General features: G+C 68.3%; 14 protein-coding genes. 7 read left to right on the top strand and 7 right to left on the bottom strand.

Translation table 11 applies throughout. The features are described 5' to 3' along the window. Positions 1-96: 96 nt before the first annotated feature. Genes ACAG20_RS18340 through ACAG20_RS18330 form a run of 3 tightly spaced genes read left to right on the top strand, consistent with a single transcriptional unit; the run spans position 97 to position 1,869 of the window. On the top strand, positions 97-645 hold the full coding sequence (locus ACAG20_RS18340) for a hypothetical protein (RefSeq protein WP_370493592.1): 549 nt from the start codon (positions 97-99) through the stop codon (positions 643-645). Positions 646-653: 8 nt separating this feature from the next. Continuing rightward, positions 654-1,127: a ribonuclease E activity regulator RraA gene (gene rraA / locus ACAG20_RS18335; protein WP_112689331.1), complete on the top strand. Its 474-nt coding sequence runs from the start codon at positions 654-656 to the stop codon at positions 1,125-1,127. Positions 1,128-1,140: 13 nt separating this feature from the next. Further along, entirely contained in the window at positions 1,141-1,869 is a 729-nt protein-coding gene (locus tag ACAG20_RS18330) for a YggS family pyridoxal phosphate-dependent enzyme (protein ID WP_370493591.1), read from the top strand. Positions 1,870-1,873: 4 nt separating this feature from the next. On the opposite strand, the gene ACAG20_RS18325 is transcribed toward ACAG20_RS18330, so the two are convergent. The 3 genes from ACAG20_RS18325 to ACAG20_RS18315 all read right to left on the bottom strand — a co-directional run bounded on the left by ACAG20_RS18325 (position 1,874) and on the right by ACAG20_RS18315 (position 8,083). After that, positions 1,874-3,352 (bottom strand): flavin-containing monooxygenase, encoded by a 1,479-nt coding sequence (locus tag ACAG20_RS18325; RefSeq protein ID WP_370493590.1) that lies wholly within the window; start codon positions 3,350-3,352, stop codon positions 1,874-1,876. A 139-nt stretch (positions 3,353-3,491) separates the two neighbouring features. Next, entirely contained in the window at positions 3,492-6,326 is a 2,835-nt protein-coding gene (locus tag ACAG20_RS18320) for a PE family protein (RefSeq protein ID WP_370493589.1), read from the bottom strand. Between the two features lie 299 nt (positions 6,327-6,625). Next, positions 6,626-8,083, bottom strand: a complete 1,458-nt coding sequence (locus ACAG20_RS18315; protein ID WP_370493588.1) for a flavin-containing monooxygenase — start codon at positions 8,081-8,083, stop codon at positions 6,626-6,628. Between the two features lie 83 nt (positions 8,084-8,166). Between ACAG20_RS18315 and ACAG20_RS18310 the strand changes: the two genes are divergently transcribed. Continuing rightward, on the top strand, positions 8,167-8,805 hold the full coding sequence (locus ACAG20_RS18310; RefSeq protein ID WP_112686003.1) for a TetR/AcrR family transcriptional regulator: 639 nt from the start codon (positions 8,167-8,169) through the stop codon (positions 8,803-8,805). Positions 8,806-8,812: 7 nt separating this feature from the next. On the opposite strand, the gene ACAG20_RS18305 is transcribed toward ACAG20_RS18310, so the two are convergent. Then, on the bottom strand, positions 8,813-9,235 hold the full coding sequence (locus ACAG20_RS18305) for a hypothetical protein (protein WP_112686027.1): 423 nt from the start codon (positions 9,233-9,235) through the stop codon (positions 8,813-8,815). Between the two features lie 199 nt (positions 9,236-9,434). Between ACAG20_RS18305 and ACAG20_RS18300 the strand changes: the two genes are divergently transcribed. Then, positions 9,435-10,298 carry an LLM class F420-dependent oxidoreductase gene (locus ACAG20_RS18300; RefSeq protein ID WP_112686005.1) on the top strand — a complete coding sequence of 288 codons (864 nt, stop codon included), beginning with the start codon at positions 9,435-9,437 and terminating at the stop codon, positions 10,296-10,298. Positions 10,299-10,687: 389 nt separating this feature from the next. Here ACAG20_RS18300 and ACAG20_RS18295 read toward each other — a convergent pair whose 3' ends face one another. Beyond that, complete coding sequence (locus ACAG20_RS18295) at positions 10,688-12,139, bottom strand: glutamate synthase subunit beta (RefSeq protein WP_112686007.1); 1,452 nt, start codon at positions 12,137-12,139, stop codon at positions 10,688-10,690. Further along, entirely contained in the window at positions 12,132-16,754 is a 4,623-nt protein-coding gene (gene gltB, locus ACAG20_RS18290) for a glutamate synthase large subunit (protein WP_112686029.1), read from the bottom strand. Before gltB ends, ACAG20_RS18295 begins: the two co-directional genes overlap by 8 nt. Positions 16,755-17,020: 266 nt before the next feature. Between gltB and glnA the strand changes: the two genes are divergently transcribed. Further along, positions 17,021-18,445: a type I glutamate--ammonia ligase gene (glnA, locus tag ACAG20_RS18285; protein ID WP_112686009.1), complete on the top strand. Its 1,425-nt coding sequence runs from the start codon at positions 17,021-17,023 to the stop codon at positions 18,443-18,445. A 92-nt stretch (positions 18,446-18,537) separates the two neighbouring features. Then, positions 18,538-19,638, top strand: coding sequence for a MinD/ParA family protein (locus ACAG20_RS18280; protein WP_205868872.1), 1,101 nt, complete (start codon positions 18,538-18,540; stop codon positions 19,636-19,638). Here the strand turns inward: ACAG20_RS18280 and ACAG20_RS18275 are convergent. After that, the gene (locus ACAG20_RS18275; protein WP_370493587.1) at positions 19,626-20,081 is read right to left on the bottom strand and encodes a MaoC family dehydratase; all 456 of its coding nucleotides are present in this window, start codon (positions 20,079-20,081) and stop codon (positions 19,626-19,628) included. The genes ACAG20_RS18280 and ACAG20_RS18275 overlap by 13 nt on opposite strands. Positions 20,082-20,111: the final 30 nt, after the last annotated feature.

The following is a 20,111-nucleotide window of genomic DNA, read 5'->3' as shown; positions in this document are numbered from 1 at the left end:
CCGCCGGTGGGCCGCCGCCGGATACTGGCATGATGGGCGAAGTTGCCGGTGCCGCCGAGTTGATCCGAGACGAGAACCCGCCAGAGGAGCTGCCGTATGACCGATCCGCAGGGCCAGCCCGACCACGAATCCGCCGCTGTACCCGAGCCGGCAACCCCGACCGAGCCGGCAGCCCCGGCTGAGCCGGCGCAGCCGCCGCTAGCCGAACCCGCCGCACCGGCCACGCCGCCTGAGCCTGCGCAGCCCGCCGGAGCCGACCGGCCCGCCGATCCGCCGGCCAAGAAGGCACCCGCCAAGGCCGCCAAGAAGACCCCGGGCAAGGCCGCCAAGAAGGCACCGGCCAAGGCGGCCAAGAAGGCACCGGCCAAGAAAGCTCCCGCGAAGAAGGCACCCGCCAAGAAGGCGCCCGGCGCGGTTCCCGCACCGGCGGCCCGGCCCGCCGACACCAACGGTTCGGGCCGGCTGGCCGACGGCGCCAAGGAAACGGCCGCCCAGGCGAAGTCGACGGTGGATGCCGCGCGCAACCCGCTCACCCCCTCGGTGCCGTCGTCGAGCCGGTCACCCGGTGCGGCATTGGCGGCCGGCGTCCTCGGCCTGCTCGGGCTGCTGCTGATCCGCCGGCTGCTGCACGCGCGCCGCGGCTGAGCCTGCCGGTGAACGCAGCCTTCCGGCCGACCGCCGACCTCGTCGACGACATCGGCGCCGATGTACGCAGCTGCGACCTGCAGTTCCGCCAGCTCGGCGGCCGGAACGAGTTCGCCGGCCGGATCAACACCGTGCGCTGCTTCGAGGACAACGCGCTGCTCAAGTCGGTGCTGTCCGAACCGGGCGACGGCGGGGTGCTGGTGATCGACGGCGCCGGTTCGCTGCACACCGCGCTGGTCGGTGACCTCATCGCCGAGCTGGCCCGCAGCAACGGCTGGACGGGCCTGATCGTGCACGGCGCGGTGCGTGACGCCGCGATGCTGCGCACGCTCGACATCGGGATCAAGGCATTGGGCACCAATCCCCGCAAGAGCACCAAGACCGGCGCCGGGGAACGCGACGTCGTCGTCGAGCTCGGCGGTATCGCATTCGTACCGGGCGAGACCGTCTACAGCGACGACGACGGCATCGTCGTCGTCTAGATCCGGCGCCACGATGGACGACAGCCTGCGGTCACGCTGGGAACGGCTCCGGGAGCGGGTCGACGACGCCTGCCGCGACGCCGGGCGTGATCCGAGCGATGTCGAGGTGCTACCGGTGAGCAAGACCTTCGGCCCGGAGCTGATCCGGGAAGCCGTCGGTCTGGGCCTGCAGCGGTTCGGTGAGAACAAGGTTCAGGAGATCCGGGACAAGTACGACCCGCTGGCCGACTGCGGCATCGACTGGGTGATGATCGGCCATCTGCAGACCAATAAGGCCGGCATGGTGGCGCGGTTGGCCAGCGAGCTGCAGTCGCTGGACCGGCCCAGGCTGGCCGCGGCGTTGGACCGGCGGCTACGCGCCGCGGACCGTGCCATCGATGTGCTGGTGCAGGTCAAGACCTCCGAGGAGCCGAGCAAGTACGGCCTGGATCCCGCGCAGCTGCTGCCGTTCCTCGATGAGCTGGCCGACTACCCCACGCTGCGGGTGCGGGGCTTGATGACACTGGCCATCAACACCCCCGACCCCGAGGAGGTTCGGGGCTGTTTCCGCCGGCTTCGCGAGCTACGCGATGCCGCCGCCGGGCGTGGTCACGAGCTGCCGCGGCTGTCGATGGGGATGAGCGGCGACTTTCCGCTGGCGATCGCCGAGGGCGCCACCGAGGTGCGGATCGGGACCGCGCTGTTCGGCGCCCGCCCCTACCCCGACTCCTACTACTGGCCCGAGGCAGGGCGAGCGCCGTGACGGCTCAGGCCGCGACCGCAGCCTTGTGCTTGGTGAAGCGCAGTACCTCGTCGTCGACCTTGCCGCGCCGGATCAGCTGCAGATCCAGCAGGTAGTTCTGCTTGAGCCGCCACGGTGCACGCGAACCGGCCTTGGGCAGATAATCCAGCGCCCGAAGTACGTAGCCGGGGGTGAAGTCCATCAGCGGCCGGCCCTCGATGTCGGCGCCGGGCTGTCCCGGCACCACCGTGTCGAATCCGTGCGCATCCATGTGGTTGAGCACCCGGCAGACGAACTCCGACACCAGGTCGGCTTTCAACGTCCAGGACGCGTTCGTGTAACCGATCGTGAACGCCATGTTCGGTATGCCCGTGAGCATCAGGCCCTTGTAGGCCATGGTGTCGTGAAGCGGCACCGGTTCGCCGTTGCGCCGCACCTCGGCCCCGCCGAACAGCTGCAGGTTCAGCCCGGTGGCGGTGATGATGATGTCCGCCGGCAGCTCCTGTCCCGAGCTGAGCTTGATGCCGGTCTTGGTGAACCGCTCGATGGTGTCGGTGACGACGTCGGCCTTACCGCTCCGGATGGTCTTGAACAGGTCGCCGTTGGGCGCCAGGCACAACCGCTGGTCCCACGGCTTGTAGCTGGGGCCGAAGTGCTTCTCGACGTCATAGCCGTCGGGCAGCCGGCGCTTGGCCATGGTCAGCAGCGTCTTGCGCATGAAGGCCGGAAACTTGCGGGACAGCTGGTACTGGAAGGTACTGAAGCCGATCGCCTTCCAGCGGTTGGCGACGTGGGCGACGGACGCCGGCAGCAGCTTGTTGGCCCGCTCGGCGAACGGGTCCACCAGCGGCAGCGAACCGATGTAGGTCGGTGAGCGCTGCAGCATGGTGACGTGGCCGGCGCCGGCGTTGACCAAGCTCGGGATCAGGGTGACTGCGGTGGCGCCGGAGCCGATCACCACGATGCGCTTGCCGGCGTAGTCCAGGTCCTCGGGCCAGTGCTGCGGGTGCACGATGGTGCCCCCGGCAGCGCGGTAGTCTTCTGCGCCTTCGAACTTGGGCGAGTAGCCCTCGTCGTAGTTGTAGTAGCCGCTGCAGGCGAACAGGAACGAGCAGGTCAGCTGAGTCTGCTTGCCGTCGCTCTCCACGGTCACGGTCCAGCGGTTATCGGCGTCGGACCAGTCGACGCCCACCACGTGCTGGCGGTAGCGGATGTGGGAGTCAATGCCGTTCTCGGTGGCCGCCTCTTTGATGTAGGCCTTGATCGAGGCGCCGTCGGCGATCGAGTGGGCCGAGCGCCACGGCTTGAACCGGAAGCCCAGGGTGAACATGTCCGAGTCCGAGCGGATGCCCGGGTATTTGAACAGGTCCCAGGTGCCGCCGAGGTCGTCGCGGCGTTCCAGGATCGCGTAGCTCTTGTTCGGGCAGCGGTTCTGCAGGTGCCAGGCCGCGCTGATGCCCGAGATGCCGGCGCCGACGATCACAACATCGAGATGTTCAGTCATGGCGCCAGGTTATCAACGTAGTGTTGAGTTAGTCAACGATGCGTTGACTAACTCAACGGTGTGTAAACGGTAGGCGCTCCGACAACGGGAAAAGCCCCACCCGCCGAAGCGCGTGGGGCTTTCCCGGTTGTCGTCGTACCTACGCGGTGCCGCCGTCCTGACCCGCGGCGCCATCGGTCGCGCCGGTGCCCCCGGTGGCACCGGCGCCACCGTTGACCTCACCATCGTTGATGCCGATGGACCCGGGTCCGGTGGGCAGGTCCGGCGTAACCACGGTGCCGCCGGCACCGCCGTCGCCACCGGTGCCGTTGCCCGCGTCACCGACGCCACCGCTACCGCCGTTACCGCCGTTACCGCCGGAGACGTCGTTGACCGGGCCCGAGGTGCTCGGCGTGCCGTTGCTGATCGACGACGGCGGGGCGCCCGAGCCGGTCCAGCCCCAGCGGATGTTGCTGCCGTCGCCACCGTTGCCGCCGGCACCGCCGTCACCGCCGGTGCTGCCTGCGCCGACACCGGTGCCGCCGTTACCGCCGGCGCCGCCGTTGCCACCGTTGGAGCCGGCCGCGAAGTCGTCGTTGCCGCCATCGCCGCCCTGGCCACCGTTACCCGCGACGTAGCCGTCGCCGCCGTTACCGCCGGCGCCGCCGGCACCGGTGATGTTGGCCGGGTTGCCCAGGCTGGTGTTCCCGACGCTGTCGATGTAACCGGTGCTCTGGAGGTCGCCCCCGCTGCCACCGTTGCCGCCGGCGCCGCCGGCGCCACCGTTACCGGCGTTGCCGCCGGCACCGTTGGCCGTGCCGGCGCCGGCCGCGCCGCCGCTGCCACCGTCGCCGCCGGCGCCGCCCTGGCCGCCGACACCGATGTTGTGCACCTGCTCCGGTTGCCCGGCGTCGTCGCCGTGGGTGGTGTAGCCACCGACCCCGCCGTCGGCACCGTTGCCCCCGGCCGCGCCGTTGCCACCGTTGCTACCGACACCGTTGGTGCCACCGCCGGCGCCGCCGGCGCCGCCGTTGCCGCCCTGACCACCGCTGCCGCCGGCCTGGCCGTTGGAAGCACCGTCGAAGGGCGCCGTCGTGCCGACACCGTCGGTGCCGGCCGCACCGTTTCCACCGATGGCACCGTTACCCGCCACGCCACCGTCGCTGTCGGTGCCCGCCGTGCCGTTGGCCGACGAACCGCCGGCAGCACCGTTACCGGCGTTACCACCGCTGCCGCCGTTGCCGCCGTCGCCACCCGCCACGGTGGCGTCAGCACCGGCACCGCCATCGGCGCCGTTGCCGGCCGCACCCGCATTCCCGGCGGTGTTGGCCGCCAGTTCGCCGGAATCACCGCCGTCGCCGGCGTCACCGCCGTTGCCGCCGGTGGTGCCGTTGCCGCTGCCGCCGTTGGCGAAGCTGCCGTCGGCACCCTGGACGCCGTTGCCGCCGGCCCCACCGTTGCCGCCGTTGCCCCACTTGCCGCCGCTACCACCGGCGCCACCGTTGCCGCCACTGGTACCGGCCGCCGCGGTGCTGTCAGCCGCCGCGTTGTAACCGGCACCGCCGACACCACCGTTACCCGAAACAATCGGGGTGATGGTGCCATCGGCACCGTCCTGACCGTTCGCGCTGCCGCCGGCGCCCTGGCCGCCCGCGCCGCCCAGGCCCGCGGTGTCGCCGGGGTCGCCACCATTACCGGCGTCGCCACCGTTGGGGTTGGCCGCCGTACCGGCGGCACCGTTGCCGCCGTCGCCACCGAGCCCGACGTCGCCACCGGCACCGCCGTTGCCACCGACCCCACCGGCACCGTCGGAGCCGCTGCCCTCGTGGTGCGCCGTACCGGCAGCGCCACCGTTACCACCGACGCCGCCGTTACCGCCGGCGCCACCGTCGCCGCCGTCGGTCCCGTTGCCGTTGTTGACTGCCCAGTCGCCGTCGACACCGTCGGCGCCGGTACCACCGGTCCCGCCCTTGCCGCCCTGGCCGCCGGCGCCGCCGTTACCGCCGTTGCCGAAGACCTCGCCGCCGTTACCGCCGACGCCGCCGTTGCCACCCGCGGCACCCTCGCCGCCGGCCGTACCGTTGCCGTTGGTGTCGGTGAGGCCCTGCATCCCCTGGCCGCCGACGCCGCCGGCGCCGCCGTTACCGCCGTTGCCGGTGTGCGGTCCGGCGTTGCCACCGTTGCCGCCCAGACCACCGGCGGTGGCCGCGTGGTCAGCGGTCGCGTCCAGGCCGTGGCCACCGACACCGCCGTCACCGCCGTTGCCGATGCCGAGCAGGCCCATGCCGTCGCCGCCGTTACCGCCGGCGCCGGCCAGAATCACGTTGTCGTTGTCATCGACGAATGCGGCGCCGCCGTTACCACCGGTGCCGCCGTAGCCCATGAAGGCGCCGCCGGCCCCGCCGTCGCCGCCGGTGCCCGCGTAGACGACGCCATCGATGGTGACGGTTGAGCCGACGGCCGCGTCGCCGCCGGTGCCGCCATTGCCGAAGAAGCCGGCCGCGCCGCCGTCGGAGCCGTCGATGCCGTCACCGCCGTCGCCGAACCAGAGGCCACCGGCTTGGGCCGTGACCAGGTCACCGTCGTCGTTGATGTAGGCGTCCGCGCCATTGCACAACACGCCACACGAGTCACCCATGGCGAACATCTGGTTCAGCGGGTCCAGCCACCAGTCGTTGGCCGAGTTCTCGATCATCGCCTGCATCGGGTCATAAATCGCCAGGTAGGCCTGGTCGTCGAAGGCCACCCACGCATCCGGGTCGCCCATCAGCAGGCCACCCCAGTCGCTGAAGGTGAAGGCGGCGTCACCGGGAATCTCGGCCTCCGCACCGAACCACGACAGCGGGTCCAGCCAGTCGAAGTCGAAGTCGGCCTGCGCCGGTGAAGCCGCTAGCGGCGACATCCCGAACGCCAGAAAAGCCCCTACCGACGTCGCGGCGCCGGCCAACCGCCGTCGCGCCACCTTCGACCGTCGCCCCCGAACTCGCTGCGTCACCGCGGTCTCCTCCCGTGTGTAAGGCCACATCGCTGCAGCCCTTTACCTAAATTTTCCTAAGTTTAGGCTAAATTAACAGGAGCGTCAGTAACTTGTCCAGTTTTATGATCTGCAGGCGTGCTTTCGCCATTTTTTCGTACTAGATGGCCTCAGTCAGGGCATTTAAATGGCCCGATCATCCAGTAACAGCTCGCTATCCGGCATATCTGACTCAACTGTCAACCTGGGGGCGACGGCCTCCGCCATTGAAGGACAATGGTTATGCGCGATAATTATGACTCAGGGTATGTCCGTGCGGCTCAGGTTTGACGCCGGGAGAACAGCAGGTGGCGGGTGTCGACCTTGCCGCGCCTGGTCAGAACCGAGTCCAGCAGGTAGTTGTCGTGCAAGCGCCAGGGATGGTGCGATCCGGCCCGCGGTAGCTGGCCCATCGCGCGCTGCACGTAGCCGGAGATCTGCGTCACCAGCGGGCGCTCCTGCACGTGTGGGCCGGGTTCGCGCGGCACCACGGTGTCGAAGCCATGAGCATCCATGTGCTTGAGCACCCGGCAGACCGACTCCGACACCAAGTCGGCCTTCAGGGTCCATGACGCGTTGCTGTAACCGACGGTGAAAGCCAGGTTCGGCACGCCGCTGAGCATCATGCCCTGGTAGGCGACCGTGTCGCGGGGACTGATCCGCAGGCCGTCACGGCGGATCTCGGCGCCGCCGAACAACCGCAGGTTCAGCCCGGTCGCCGTGACGATCATGTCGGCGGGCAGTTCGTCGCCGGAGTGCAGCCGGACCCCGGTCGGGGTGAACGTCTCGATCTCATCGGTGACGACGTCGGCCCGGCCCGTGTTGAGCGCTGCGAAGAGATCACCGTCGGGGGCCAGACACAGCCGTTGGTCCCAGGGCTGATAGCTGGGGCCGAAGTGCTTGACGACATCGAAGTCCTCGGGCAGCCGCCGCCGGGCCATCCGCATCAATGCCCGGCGCATGAGGGCCGGGAATCGTCGGCTCACCTGGTAAACGGCGATCTGTCCCACGATGTAGCCCCACCGGTTGACTGCGGCCGCGGCCAGCCTCGGCAGCAGCCGGTTCAGCCGGCGCGCCACCGGATCCACCGACCGCAGCAACCCGATGTAGCCGGGGGATCGCTGCACCATGGTGACGTGGCCCGCGCCCGAGGCGACCAGCGCCGGCACCAGCGTCACGGCGGTGGCGCCGGAGCCGATCACGGCGATTTTCTTCCCCTCGTAGTCCAACTCCGTCGGCCAGTGCTGCGGGTGAATGATCGGTCCGGCGAAGCTCTCGGTGCCCGGGAACTGCGGCGCGTAGGCATCGTCGTAGTCGTAGTAGCCGCTACAGGCGATCAGGAAGCCACAGCGGATCTCGGTCGTCTCGCCGTCGCGCTCGACGGTCAGGCGCCACTCGGCGTGCGCTTCGCTCCAGTCGGCGGCCACCAGCCGGTGGCCATAGCGGATGCGGTCGGCTATGCCGCTCTCGGCGACGGTCTCGCGCAGGTAGTTCTTGATCGTTGCGCCGTCGGCGATGGTGGTGTCGGCGGTCCATGGTTTGAACCGGAAGGCGAAGGTGAACATGTCCGAGTCCGAACGAATCCCCGGATACCGGAACAGATCCCAGGTGCCACCCAGGTCGTGACGGCGCTCCAGGACGGCATAGCTTTTCGACGGGCAGTGCCGCTGCAGATGCCACGCTGCGCTGATCCCGGAGATCCCGGCGCCGACGACCGCGACGTCGAGGTATTCGGACACGGGCGATCAGCGTAGTTCAACGAACCGGAAAACCGGCACTCGACATGGTGTCGATTTTCTCGACACAGTGTAGACTATCGGTCGTGACCTCGCTTGGCTCGACCCGATCCCGCAGCCGCCGTTCGGCACGGCCGTCCGGCGACGATCGGGAGCGGGCGATTCTGACCACGGCGGAACGACTCCTCGAGCAGCGGCCGCTGGCCGAGATCTCCGTGGACGACCTGGCCAAGGGCGCCGGGATCTCCCGGCCCACGTTCTACTTCTATTTCAAGTCCAAGGACGCGGTGCTGCTGTCGCTGCTGGAGCCGCTGATCGCGGCCGCGGACTCGGAGTTCGTCGGGGCGGTGCAGCGACTGCCGAGCGACCCGCGGCGGATCTGGCGCAGCGGCATCAAGGCGTTCTTCATCGCGTTCAGCTCGCATCGGGCGATCGCTCGGGCCGGCACCGAGGCGCTGGCCACCAGCCCGGAATTCAAGGCGATGTGGAACGGCTTCATGGGCAGATGGATCGAGCAGACCGCGGCAATGATCACCGCCGAGCGGGATCGCGGCGCGGCGCCGCACACCATCCCGGTCCTGGATCTGGCGACGTCGCTGAATCAGATGAACGAGCGCACCATGATGGCGTCGCTGGTCGCCGAGGAACCCTCGATCGCCCATGATCGGGTGGTCGACACCCTGACACACATCTGGGTCAGCAGCATCTACGGCGACGCGTTGTAAGTCGGCGTCAGAACTCGCCGACACCGAAACCGGCCAGCAGCACCGCGAAGCCGCCGATCTCACCGACGATGAGCAAGACCATGCCCACCTTCAACAGCGGGCCGGGTTTCTCGAACTGGTTGGTGGTGTCGCGCAGGGCGCCGTGCAGCATGTAGCTGGCGATAGCGGTGACGAAGAAGTACACCATCACCATCGACGCGGTCATGTTCACCCAGGTGGGCCAGCCGCTGAGTTCGACGAACACCGCGACCAGCAGCGTGGCGAAGGAGTACAGCAGCGCCGCCCGGTGGGCGATGTCGACGTAGATGTGAGCCTGGTGGTTCTCCGAGGTGATGATCTGCTGGTACTTCCAGACCCCCAGCAGCAGCGCCAGCAGGAAAATGAGCCCGGCCGCCAGCAGGGTCACCTTGGTGTCGATACCTAGAGTCACCACATGCACAGCGACGAGCCTATCGGGCGCTGCGTTTCCTCCGCCGAGCAGACGCGAAAGCCCCCGAATCGGGCCGTCGATGGGGGCTTTCGTGTCTGCTCCCGCGAGATTTCACTCGCGAGATTTTCACTCGCGAGATTTTCACTGGGGCATCGCGTCCGGGGGACTCTTCGCGGGGAAAGGCACTAACGTCGGCGGGATGCGCTTCGCGTTCAAGACCTCGCCGCAGAACACCACCTGGGCCGACATGCTGGCGGTCTGGCAGGCCGCCGACGACATCGACGTCTACGAGTCCGGCTGGACCTTCGACCACTTCTACCCGATCTTCACCGACTCGACGGGGCCGTGCCTGGAGGGCTGGACGACGCTGACCGCGCTGGCGCAGGCCACCACCCGGCTGCGGCTGGGCACCTTGGTCACCGGCATCCACTACCGCCATCCCGCCGTATTGGCCAACATGGCCGCCGCGCTCGACATCATCTCCGGGGGCCGGCTGGAGTTGGGCATCGGCGCCGGCTGGAACGAGGAGGAGTCCGGCGCCTACGGAATCGAGCTGGGCACCATCCGCGAGCGCTTCGATCGCTTCGAGGAGGCGTGTGAAGTCCTGGTCAGCCTGCTGAGCAAGGAGACGACGGACTTCCAGGGCGACTACTACCGGCTCACCGCGGCCCGCAACGAGCCGAAGGGCCCGCAGCGTCCACACCCGCCGATCTGTATCGGCGGCAGCGGCGAGAAGCGCACCCTGAAGATCACCGCGCGCTACGCCCAGCACTGGAACTTCGTCGGCGGCACGCCGGCCGAATTCGCCCGCAAACGTGACGTCTTGGCCGGCCACTGCGCCGACATCGGCCGCGACGCAGCCGAGATCACGCTGTCGGCGCACGTACGGCTGGACCCCGATCATGACTACCGCCAGGTCATCGATGACGCCGCCGCGCTCGGCGCCGAAGGGCTGGACCTGGCGATCGTCTATCTGCCGGTGCCCTACGACCCGGCGGTGCTGGAACCCCTTGCCGAGGCGGTCCGCGATTCGGGTCTATGGGCCCCGATTACGGCGCGCTAGCGGCCAGCAAACTTTCCGGGCTCACTACGCCCGGCTCAGCTACGTGGCGTAGCGCAGCAGCTCGTCGGCGGTGATCAGACGCTCGTGCTTGGCCGGGAACTCCCGGCTCCTGCGCGGATACCGCAGCAGTGACCAGGCCATTCGGCCCATCCGGTATCGGAATATCGGGTTGATGTACACGGTGATAGACCCCCGCCCCGGCTCGGACCAGATTGGAATAACGCGGACCATGTTAACACGGCGGTTAACGCGGCGCCCATTGCCGACCATTAGACACCGGCGTCATGGCAAACAAGACGCGACTCGCCGAATTGTGTTGCATTTGTTGTAATCGGGACAGAAGATGCTGCAGGGGCAGAAGGTCAATGAGCCGGCGCCCGTGCACCGCCCTACCGGATCGGCGCCATCGTCGGCGTGACCGGGGCCGGCAAGGCGGTCTTGCCCATCAGATACCGGTCAGCGGCGGCGGCGGCGGCCCGGCCCTCGGCGATCGCCCAGACGATCAGCGACTGGCCGCGTCCCATGTCGCCGGCGACGTAGACCCCCGGCACGCCGGTCGCGAAGTCCGCGTCGCGGGCCACGGTTCCGCGACCGGTGAACTCCACGCCCAGGTCGGTCAACAACGCCGACCGTTCCGGGCCGACGAACCCCATCGCCAGCAGCACCAGGTCCGCCTCGAGTTCGAAGTCGGTGCCCGCCACCTTCTCGAAACTTCCGTTGCGCCGCCGTACCTCGTGGGCCCGCAGCCCGGTGACGTGCCCGTCTCGGCCGATGAACTCCTCGGTGTTGACCGAGAACACCCGGTCGCCGCCCTCCTCGTGCGCCGCCGAGGTCCGCATGATCAGCGGGTACATCGGCCACGGCGTGGACGGGTCCCGGGTCTCCGGCGGTCGCGGCATGATCTCGAACTGGTGCACGCAGCTGCCGCCCTGGCGGTGCACCGTGCCCAGGCAGTCGGCGCCGGTGTCGCCGCCGCCGATGATGACCACCTTCTTGCCGTGCGCGGTGATCGGCGGCTCGGCCAGATCACCGGCCTGGACGCGGTTCGCCCACGGCAGGTACTCCATCGCCTGGTGGATCCCGTCCAGCTCCCGGCCGGGGATCGGCAGGTCGCGCCACGCGGTGGCCCCACCGGCCAGCACGACGGCGTCGAAGTCGCTGCGTAGTTGGTCAGCCGTGACATCCACGCCGACGTTCACGCCCGCCCGGAACACCGTGCCCTCGGCGACCATCTGAGCCAGCCGCCGGTCGACGATGCGCTTCTCCATCTTGAATTCCGGTATGCCGTAACGCAGCAGTCCCCCGATGCGGTCATCACGCTCGTAGACCGTCACCGCGTGCCCGGCCCGGGTGAGTTGCTGGGCGGCGGCCAGCCCGGCCGGCCCGGAGCCCACCACCGCCACCGACTTGCCGGTCGTCTTCGACGGCCGGATCGGCTCCGCCCAGCCTTCTTTGAAGCCACGCTCGACGATCTCGTACTCGACCTGCTTGATCGTCACGGGCGGCTGGTTGATGCCCAGCACGCAGGCCGGCTCACACGGCGCGGGGCAGAGCCGCCCGGTGAAGTCGGGGAAGTTGTTGGTGGCGTGCAGCCGGTCGAACGCCTCGCGCCAGCGCCCGGTGCGGACCAGGTCGTTCCATTCCGGAATCAGGTTGCCCAGCGGACATCCGGTGTGACAGAACGGGACCCCGCAGTCCATGCAGCGGCCCGCCTGTTCGCGCAGCGTGTCCTCGGCGAACTCCTGATACACCTCGTTCCAGTCGCCCACCCGCTCGGAGACCGGCCGGCGCAACGGCAGGATGCGCTGGGTGTGGGTGAGAAATCCCTTCGGGTCAGCCATGTGCTGCCGCCATGATCGCCTCATTCGGATCGGTGCCGCTCGCCTTCGCCTCGGCCACCGCTGCGAGCACCCTTCGGTAATCGCGCGGCATCACCTTGACGAAGTGGCGACGGTGGTTCGGCCAGTCGGCCAGGATTGCCCGTGCGGGCGCGGAGTCGGTTGCCTCGGCGTGGGCCGCCAGGATCCCGCGCAACCAGCTGACGTCGTCGGCGTCGAAGTCATCGAAGGCGTCCAACTCGACCATCTCGGTGTTAAGCCTGCCCGGCAGTTGTGCATCCGGGTCGTAGACGTAGGCGACGCCGCCGGACATCCCGGCGGCGAAGTTGCGTCCGGTGCTGCCCAGCACCACCACCTTCCCGCCGGTCATGTATTCGCAGCCGTGGTCGCCGACACCCTCGACAACGGCATGTGCCCCGGAGTTGCGGACCGCGAACCGTTCACCGACCACTCCCCGCAGGAACACCTCACCGCTGGTGGCGCCGAACAGGATCACGTTGCCGCCGATGATGTTGTCCTCGGCGACGTACCCGTCGGGCGCGTCGGTCGGCGGCCGGACCACAATCCGGCCACCGGAGAGGCCCTTGCCGACATAGTCGTTGGCGTCACCGAAGACCCGCAGCGTGATCCCGGGCGGCAGGAAGGCACCGAAGCTGTTGCCGGCAGATCCGGTGAACGTGATGTCGATGGTGTCTGCCGGCAAGCCTTTGGCGCCATAGGCTTTGGTGACCTGGTTCCCGAGCATGGTGCCGACGGTCCGGTTGACGTTGGAGATATCGGTAGCGAACCGGACCGGGGTGCCGGAGTCGAGTGCCTCGCGGCTCATCACGATCAACTGCTGATCCAGCGCCTTCTCCAGGCCGTGATCCTGGCCGGAGCTGCAGTACAGGTCCTGGTTCATGAAGGGCGACTCCGGCTCGTGCAGCACCGGCCCGAGGTCGAGCTTGTGGGCCTTCCAGTGCGCCCGCGCCAACGTGGTGTCCAGGGCGTTCACCTGCCCGACCGCTTCATTGATGGTGCGGAAGCCCAGCGCCGCAAGGTATTCGCGGACCTCTTCGGCGATGAACCAGAAGAAGTTCTCGACGAACTCCGGCCGGCCGGTGAAGCGGCTGCGCAGCTCCGGGTTCTGAGTGGCCACCCCGACCGGGCAGGTGTCCAGGTGGCAGACCCGCATCATGATGCAGCCCGAGACCACCAGGGGCGCGGTGGCGAAACCGAACTCCTCGGCGCCCAGCAACGCGGCGATGACCACGTCGCGGCCCGTCTTGAGCTGTCCGTCCACCTGCACCACGATCCGGTCCCGAAGACCATTGAGCAGCAGCGTCTGCTGAGTCTCGGCCAGACCCAGCTCCCACGGCGCCCCGGCGTGTTTGAGCGAGGTCAGCGGCGCCGCCCCGGTGCCGCCGTCGTGGCCGGAGATCAGCACCACGTCGGCGTGCGCCTTGGACACCCCGGCCGCCACCGTCCCGACGCCGTTCTCCGCGACCAGCTTGACGTGAATACGGGCCTCCGGGTTGGCGTTCTTCAGATCGTGAATCAGCTGCTTGAGGTCTTCGATGGAGTAGATGTCGTGGTGCGGTGGCGGCGAGATCAACCCGACGCCGGGGGTGGCGTGGCGGACCTCGGCGATCCACGGATACACCTTGTTACCCGGAAGCTGGCCGCCCTCACCGGGTTTGGCCCCTTGCGCGATCTTGATCTGCAGATCGGTGCAGTTGACCAGGTAGTCGCTGGTGACGCCGAACCGGCCGGAGGCGACCTGTTTGATCGCGCTGCGCCGCCAGTCGCCATTCTCGTCGGGCAGGTAGCGCCCGGCGTGTTCGCCGCCCTCGCCGCAGTTCGACCGGCCGCCGATCCGGTTCATCGCGATCGCCAGCGTCTCGTGGGCTTCGGCGGAGATCGAACCGTAGCTCATCGCCCCGGTTGAAAACCGTTTGACGATCTCGGTGGCCGGCTCGACCTCCTCGATCGGAACCGGCGGCCGATCCCCGATCTTGAACTTCAGCAGGCCCCGCAGGGTGGCCAGCCGCTCACTCTGATCATCGACCAGCGAGGTGTACTCCTTGAATACCTCGTACTGGCCGGTGCGGGTGGAGTGCTGCAGCTTGAACACCGTCTCGGGGTTGAACAGGTGGTACTCCCCCTCCCGGCGCCACTGGTACTCACCACCGACCGGCAACTCGCGGTGGGCGCGCTCCTCGGGACGGTCCAGGTAAGCCAGCGCGTGGCGGGTGGCCACGTCGGCGGCGATGTCGTCGAGCGTGATGCCGCCGATCGGGCAGTACAGGCCGGTGAAGTACTGGTCGAGAACGTCTTGGGAGATACCGACGGGCTGGAACAGTTGTGCGCCGGTGTAGGAGGCCCGCGTGGAGATGCCCATCTTCGACATCACCTTCAGCACGCCCTTGCCGGCGGCCTTGGCGTAGTTGACCAATGCCTTGTCCCGCGCAACGCCTTCGATCAACCCGCGGTCGAGCATGTCCTCGACGGACTCGAACGCCAGGTAGGGGTTGACGGCGGCGGCGCCGAAGCCGATCAGCGCCGCGATGTGGTGCACCTCGCGGGCATCGCCGGACTCCACCACCAGGCCCACCTTGGTCCGGCTGCGTTCGGCGACCAGATGGTGGTGCACCGCGGCCGTGGCCAGCAACGACGGGATGGGCGCCAGCGTCTCGTCGGACTCCCGGTCGGAGATCACCAGGAAGCTGGCGCCGTCGTTGATCGCCGCCGACGCCCGGGCGCATACCTGCTGCAACGCTGCGCGCAGCCCGGCCCCGCCCTCGGCCACCGGGTACAGGCAGCTGATCACCGCCGCCGACAGGCCGTGCGGGCCGCGGGTCCCGATCCGCTGATCCGGGTCCAGTTTCAGCAGCTTCGCCAGGTCCTGGTTGCTCAGAATCGGCTGGGGCAGCACGATCTGGTGCCAGGTGGGCGCTTCGGTGTTGAGCAGATCGCCCTCCGGTCCGAGGGCGCCCTGCAGGCTGGTGATCACCTCTTCGCGGATGGCGTCCAACGGTGGATTGGTGACCTGGGCGAACAACTGCTGAAAGTAGTCGTAGAGCAACCGGGGCCGCGCCGAGAGCACCGCCACCGGGGTGTCGGTGCCCATCGACCCGATCGGCTCGGCGCCGGAGCGGGCCATCGGGGCGAGCAGCAGGTTGAGTTCTTCGTAGGTGTATCCGAACACCTGCTGGCGCAACAGCACCCGGTGGTGCTCCATGCGGGGTGCGTCACCGGGCGGCAGTTCGTCGATGCCGATCAGCGCCTCGTCGATCCACTGCTGGTAGGGGCGCTCGGCCGCCAGCGTCGACTTGATCTCCTGATCGGAGATGATCCGTCCGGCGGCGGTGTCCACCAAGAACATCCGGCCGGGCTGCAGCCGTTGCCGGTGCACCACGGTGGCGGGATCCAGGTCGAGCACTCCGGCCTCGGACGCCATCACCACCAGCCCGTCGTCGGTGACCCAGATCCTCGACGGCCGCAGCCCGTTGCGGTCCAGCACCGCACCCACCAGGGTGCCGTCGGTGAAGGTCATCGAGGCCGGGCCGTCCCAGGGCTCCATGAGCGAATCGTGGTATTCGTAGAACGCGCGGGTGGCGGCGTCCATGCTCTCGTGCCGCTCCCAGGCCTCCGGGATCATCATCAGCACCGCATGCGGCAGGCTGCGGCCCCCCAGGTGCAGCAGTTCGAGCACCTCGTCGAACCGGGCGGTATCGGAGGCACCCGGAGTGCAGACCGGGAACAGCTTGGTGGCGCTGTTCTGAGCTCCGCCAGCGCCTTCCGCTCCCGCAGCGCCGAAGACCTCGGTCCGGATCAGCGCCTCCCGGGCCCGCATCCAGTTCTCGTTGCCGGTGACGGTGTTGATCTCGCCGTTGTGCGCGATGCGCCGGAACGGGTGCGCCAGCGGCCACGACGGAAACGTGTTGGTGGAGAACCGGGAGTGCACGATACCCAGCGCACTGTGCAGCCGCCCGTCGGCCAGGTCGGGATAGAAAGCCTTGAGCTGCGGCGTGGTCAACATGCCCTTGTAAACCATCGTCCGGCCGGAAAGGCTTGGGAAATAGACGGTCTCGCGCCCCGGGCCGTCCTGTCCGGGCCCCTTGTTACCCAGCTCGTGCTCGGCGCGTTTGCGCACCACGTAGGCGCGTCGCTCCAACTCCATGCCGGAGGCCCCGGCGATGAACAACTGGCGGAAGGTGGGCATCGCGTCGCGGGCCAGCGCGCCCAGCGACGAGTCGTCGGTCGGCACGTCGCGCCAGCCGAGTACCTGCAGCCCTTCGGCTTCGACGATCTTCTCCAGGCCGGAGCAGGCGGCCGCCGCGTCTTTGGCCGACTGCGGCAGGAAAGCGATGCCGGTGGCGTAGTCGCCTTCGGCCGGCAGGTCGAAATCGGTGACCGCACGCAGGAACTGGTCGGGAACCTGGATCAGGATGCCGGCGCCGTCACCGCTGTGGGGTTCGGCTCCGGCGGCGCCGCGGTGCTCGAGGTTGAGCAGCGCGGTGATCGCCTTGTCGACGATGTCGCGACTACGTCGGCCGTGAATGTCGACGACCATGGCCACACCGCACGCGTCGTGTTCGAACGCGGGGTTGTAGAGCCCGGCCCGGGAGGGTGTCATCACCACCTGATCCTTCGCACTTTCCGGAGTCGACTCGTCTGACATCGACGAGCGATCGAGAGGATTGGTCCGTGCGACATTGAACGGCGGTCCGCCTGAAATTCTTCACAGGCAACGTCACGATATACCCCGGCCGGCGTCGCGTGCCACCTGCTGGACAAATGATCGACCGCCGGAGTTGTGTTACCTGGACGCAATATCCGGATGATGTCCAGGAAATGTGGGCTGCCTATCGTCTGGCTGGCCGCACGCAAAGGAGATCCGGTATGGACGTCGATATTTTCAAGCTGCTCGCCGACGAGTCAGTGGAGTACGTCGACGTTCGATTCTGTGATCTACCGGGCGTGATGCAACATTTCTCCATCCCTGCCTCAGCGTTGGATGCGAGCGTGTTCGAGGACGGGTTGGCCTTCGACGGTTCGTCGATCCGGGGCTTCCAGTCCATCCACGAGTCGGACATGCTGCTGTTACCCGACCTGCACACCGCATGGATCGATCCGTTCCGGGCGGCCAAGACGCTGAACCTGAACTTCTTCGTCCACGATCCCTTCACCCGCGAGCCCTACTCGCGCGACCCGCGCAACGTCGCGCGCAAAGCGGAGAACTACCTGACCAGCACCGGCATCGCCGACACCGCCTACTTCGGCGCCGAAGCCGAGTTCTACATCTTCGACTCGGTGAGCTTCGACTCGCAGATGAACGGCTCGTTCTACCAGGTGGATTCGGTTGCGGGGTGGTGGAACACCGGCAAGACCACCGAACCGGACGGCAGCCCCAATCGCGGCTACAAGGTCCGGCCCAAAGGCGGCTACTTCCCGGTGGCGCCCAACGACCAGTTCGTCGACTTGCGCGACGCGATGGCCACCAACCTGACCAACGCCGGTTTCGCGGTGGAGCGCGGTCACCACGAGGTCGGCACCGGCGGCCAGACCGAGATCAACTACCGGTTCAACACGCTGCTGCACGCCGCCGACGATTTGATGCTGTTCAAATACATCATCAAGAACACCGCCTGGGCGCACGGCAAGACCGTCACCTTCATGCCCAAGCCACTGTTCGGTGACAACGGCTCGGGCATGCACGTGCACCAGTCGGTCTGGCAGGACGGCGAACCGCTGTTCTACGACGAGGCCGGCTACGCCGGACTGTCGGACACCGCCCGGCATTACATCGGCGGCATCCTGCACCACGCCCCGTCGCTGCTGGCGTTCACCAACCCGACCATCAACTCCTACAAGCGCCTGGTGCCGCACTACGAGGCGCCGATCAACCTGGTCTACAGCCAGCGCAACCGCTCGGCCTGTGTGCGCATCCCGATCACCGGCACCAACCCCAAGGCCAAGCGGCTGGAGTTCCGCTGCCCGGACTCCTCGGGCAACCCGTACCTGGCGTTCGCCGCGATGCTGATGGCCGGCGTCGACGGCGTCAAGAACAAGATCGAGCCGCCCGACCCGGTCGACAAGGACCTCTACGAGCTGCCGCCGGACGAGGCGGCTGCCATCCCGCAGGCACCCACCCAGTTGTCCCACGTGATCGACAATCTGGAAGCCGACCACGAATACCTCACCGAAGGCGGGGTTTTCACTCCCGACCTCATCAACACCTGGATCAGCTACAAGCGGGAGCACGAGATCAACCCGATCAACCTGCGCCCGCACCCCTACGAGTTCGCGCTGTACTACGACTGCTGACCGGGGCTGACGCGGTATCGACGCCGCCGCGATTAAGCTGCAGGGTTGTCGGGCCACCCGGCCGTGCCGCTTCTGTATGCCCCGAGGAGCCTATGAACGCCCAGGACGACTTCCTGCGGGGCCGGGTGCCGCCGTCGCACCAGCATCCACAACAGCATCCGCCACAGCAGTCGCAGCAACCGTCACAACAACAACGGCCCTGGCAACCGCCGCCGCAACCGCGCCCGCCACTGCAGCACGCGCCCTATCCGGCGCCGGCCCCGCTGCCGCCGGTCCGGCCCCGCCCGACCCGCGGCTGGCGGCGTGTCGTGCTGTCGGCGACGTTCGGGCTGGTCAACCTGGGTCCCTCACCGGCCGAACGGGAGGAGACCGCCTACGAGGCGGCCATCCGATCGATGCCGAACGGCAGCTACAAGGTGGGCGTGTTGGGCAAGGGCGGTGTCGGCAAGACCACGGTGGCGGCCAGCGTGGGTTCGGTGTTCGCCGCACTGCGCCGGGCCGACCACGTGGTGGCCGTCGACGCCGACACCGCGTTCGGCCGGCTCGGCAGCCGTATCGACCCGCGCGCCACCAGTTCCTACTGGGATCTGGCAGCCGATGCGGGCATGCAGTCGTTCGCCGACATCAGCAGCCGGGTGGGCGCCAACGCCGCGGGGCTCTACGTGCTGGTCGGCGAGCCGGCCGCGGGTCGGCGCCGGATCCTCGACGCCGCGCTGTACCGGGAGGCGGCGCTGCGCCTGGACCGGCACTTCACCATCTCGATCATCGACTGCGGTTCGACGATGGACTCACCGGTGACCCAGGAGGCCCTGCGCGACCTCGACGCGCTGATCGTGGTGTCCTCGCCCTGGGCGGACGGCGCCGGCGCGGCCGCCAAGACCATGGAGTGGCTCGCAGACCGCGGCCAGGGCGGCCTGCTGCAGCGCACCGTGGTGGTGCTCAACGACTCCGACGGCCACGCCGACCAGCGCACCCGCTCCGCGCTCACCGCGCAGTTCCTGCGGCACGGCCAGGCGGTGGTCGAGGTACCGTTCGACCCGCACCTGCGGCCCGGCGGGGTGATCGACATCATGCAGGAGATGGCACCGGCCACCCGCCGGCGTTTCCTGCAGATCGCGGCGATCATCGCGCATTACTTCTCGTCGCGCCCCGGCGGCCGGGACGCCAAGACCAGGCCGAATCAGAACAGGTAGCGCACGACGCTCTCGGCGACGCAGGCCGGCTTGGCGCTACCGTCGATGGCCACCGTGGTCGAGTAGGTCACCTGCTGGGCGCCGCCGCCGACATCGGTGACCTCGACCACGGATGTCTCCGCCCGGATTTTGGAGCCGACAGGAACCGGCGCCGGGAAGCGCACCTTGTTCAGTCCGTAATTGATCGCCAGCTTCACTCCCTCGAGGCGGCTGATCTGCGCCATCAGTTTCGGCAGCATGGCCAGCGTCAGGTAGCCGTGAGCGATGGTGGTCCCGAACGGCCCGTCGGCGGCCCGCTCCGGATCGACATGGATCCACTGGTGATCACCGGTGGCGTCGGCGAACAGATTGACGGCTTCCTGGGTGATGGTCACCCATTCGCTTTGGCCGATCGGCTCGCCCTGACATGCGGCGAGTTCCTCGATCGATTCGAAAGTGCGCATACGCTCCCGCTTTCCCTATCTGATTTGTTG

Source organism: Mycobacterium sp. pW045 (assembly GCF_041287085.1).
GTDB lineage: Bacteria > Actinomycetota > Actinomycetes > Mycobacteriales > Mycobacteriaceae > Mycobacterium > Mycobacterium algericum_A.
The sequence above is the reverse complement of the archived record's forward strand: the minus strand, read 5'-3'. Positions and strand labels throughout refer to the sequence as shown.

Bases quoted from the DNA above. Each gene is read 5' to 3' on its own strand.
- ACAG20_RS18300 (WP_112686005.1), top strand. From the start codon at position 9,435: ATGCGCTTCGCGTTCAAGACCTCGCCGCAGAACACCACCTGGGCCGAC.
- ACAG20_RS18280 (WP_205868872.1), top strand. From the start codon at position 18,538: ATGAACGCCCAGGACGACTTCCTGCGGGGCCGGGTGCCGCCGTCGCAC.
- ACAG20_RS18295 (WP_112686007.1), bottom strand. From the start codon at position 12,139: ATGGCTGACCCGAAGGGATTTCTCACCCACACCCAGCGCATCCTGCCG.
- ACAG20_RS18275 (WP_370493587.1), bottom strand. From the start codon at position 20,081: ATGCGCACTTTCGAATCGATCGAGGAACTCGCCGCATGTCAGGGCGAG.
- glnA (WP_112686009.1), top strand. From the start codon at position 17,021: ATGGACGTCGATATTTTCAAGCTGCTCGCCGACGAGTCAGTGGAGTAC.
- ACAG20_RS18325 (WP_370493590.1), bottom strand. From the start codon at position 3,352: ATGACTGAACATCTCGATGTTGTGATCGTCGGCGCCGGCATCTCGGGC.
- gltB (WP_112686029.1), bottom strand. From the start codon at position 16,754: ATGACACCCTCCCGGGCCGGGCTCTACAACCCCGCGTTCGAACACGAC.
- ACAG20_RS18340 (WP_370493592.1), top strand. From the start codon at position 97: ATGACCGATCCGCAGGGCCAGCCCGACCACGAATCCGCCGCTGTACCC.
- ACAG20_RS18330 (WP_370493591.1), top strand. From the start codon at position 1,141: ATGGACGACAGCCTGCGGTCACGCTGGGAACGGCTCCGGGAGCGGGTC.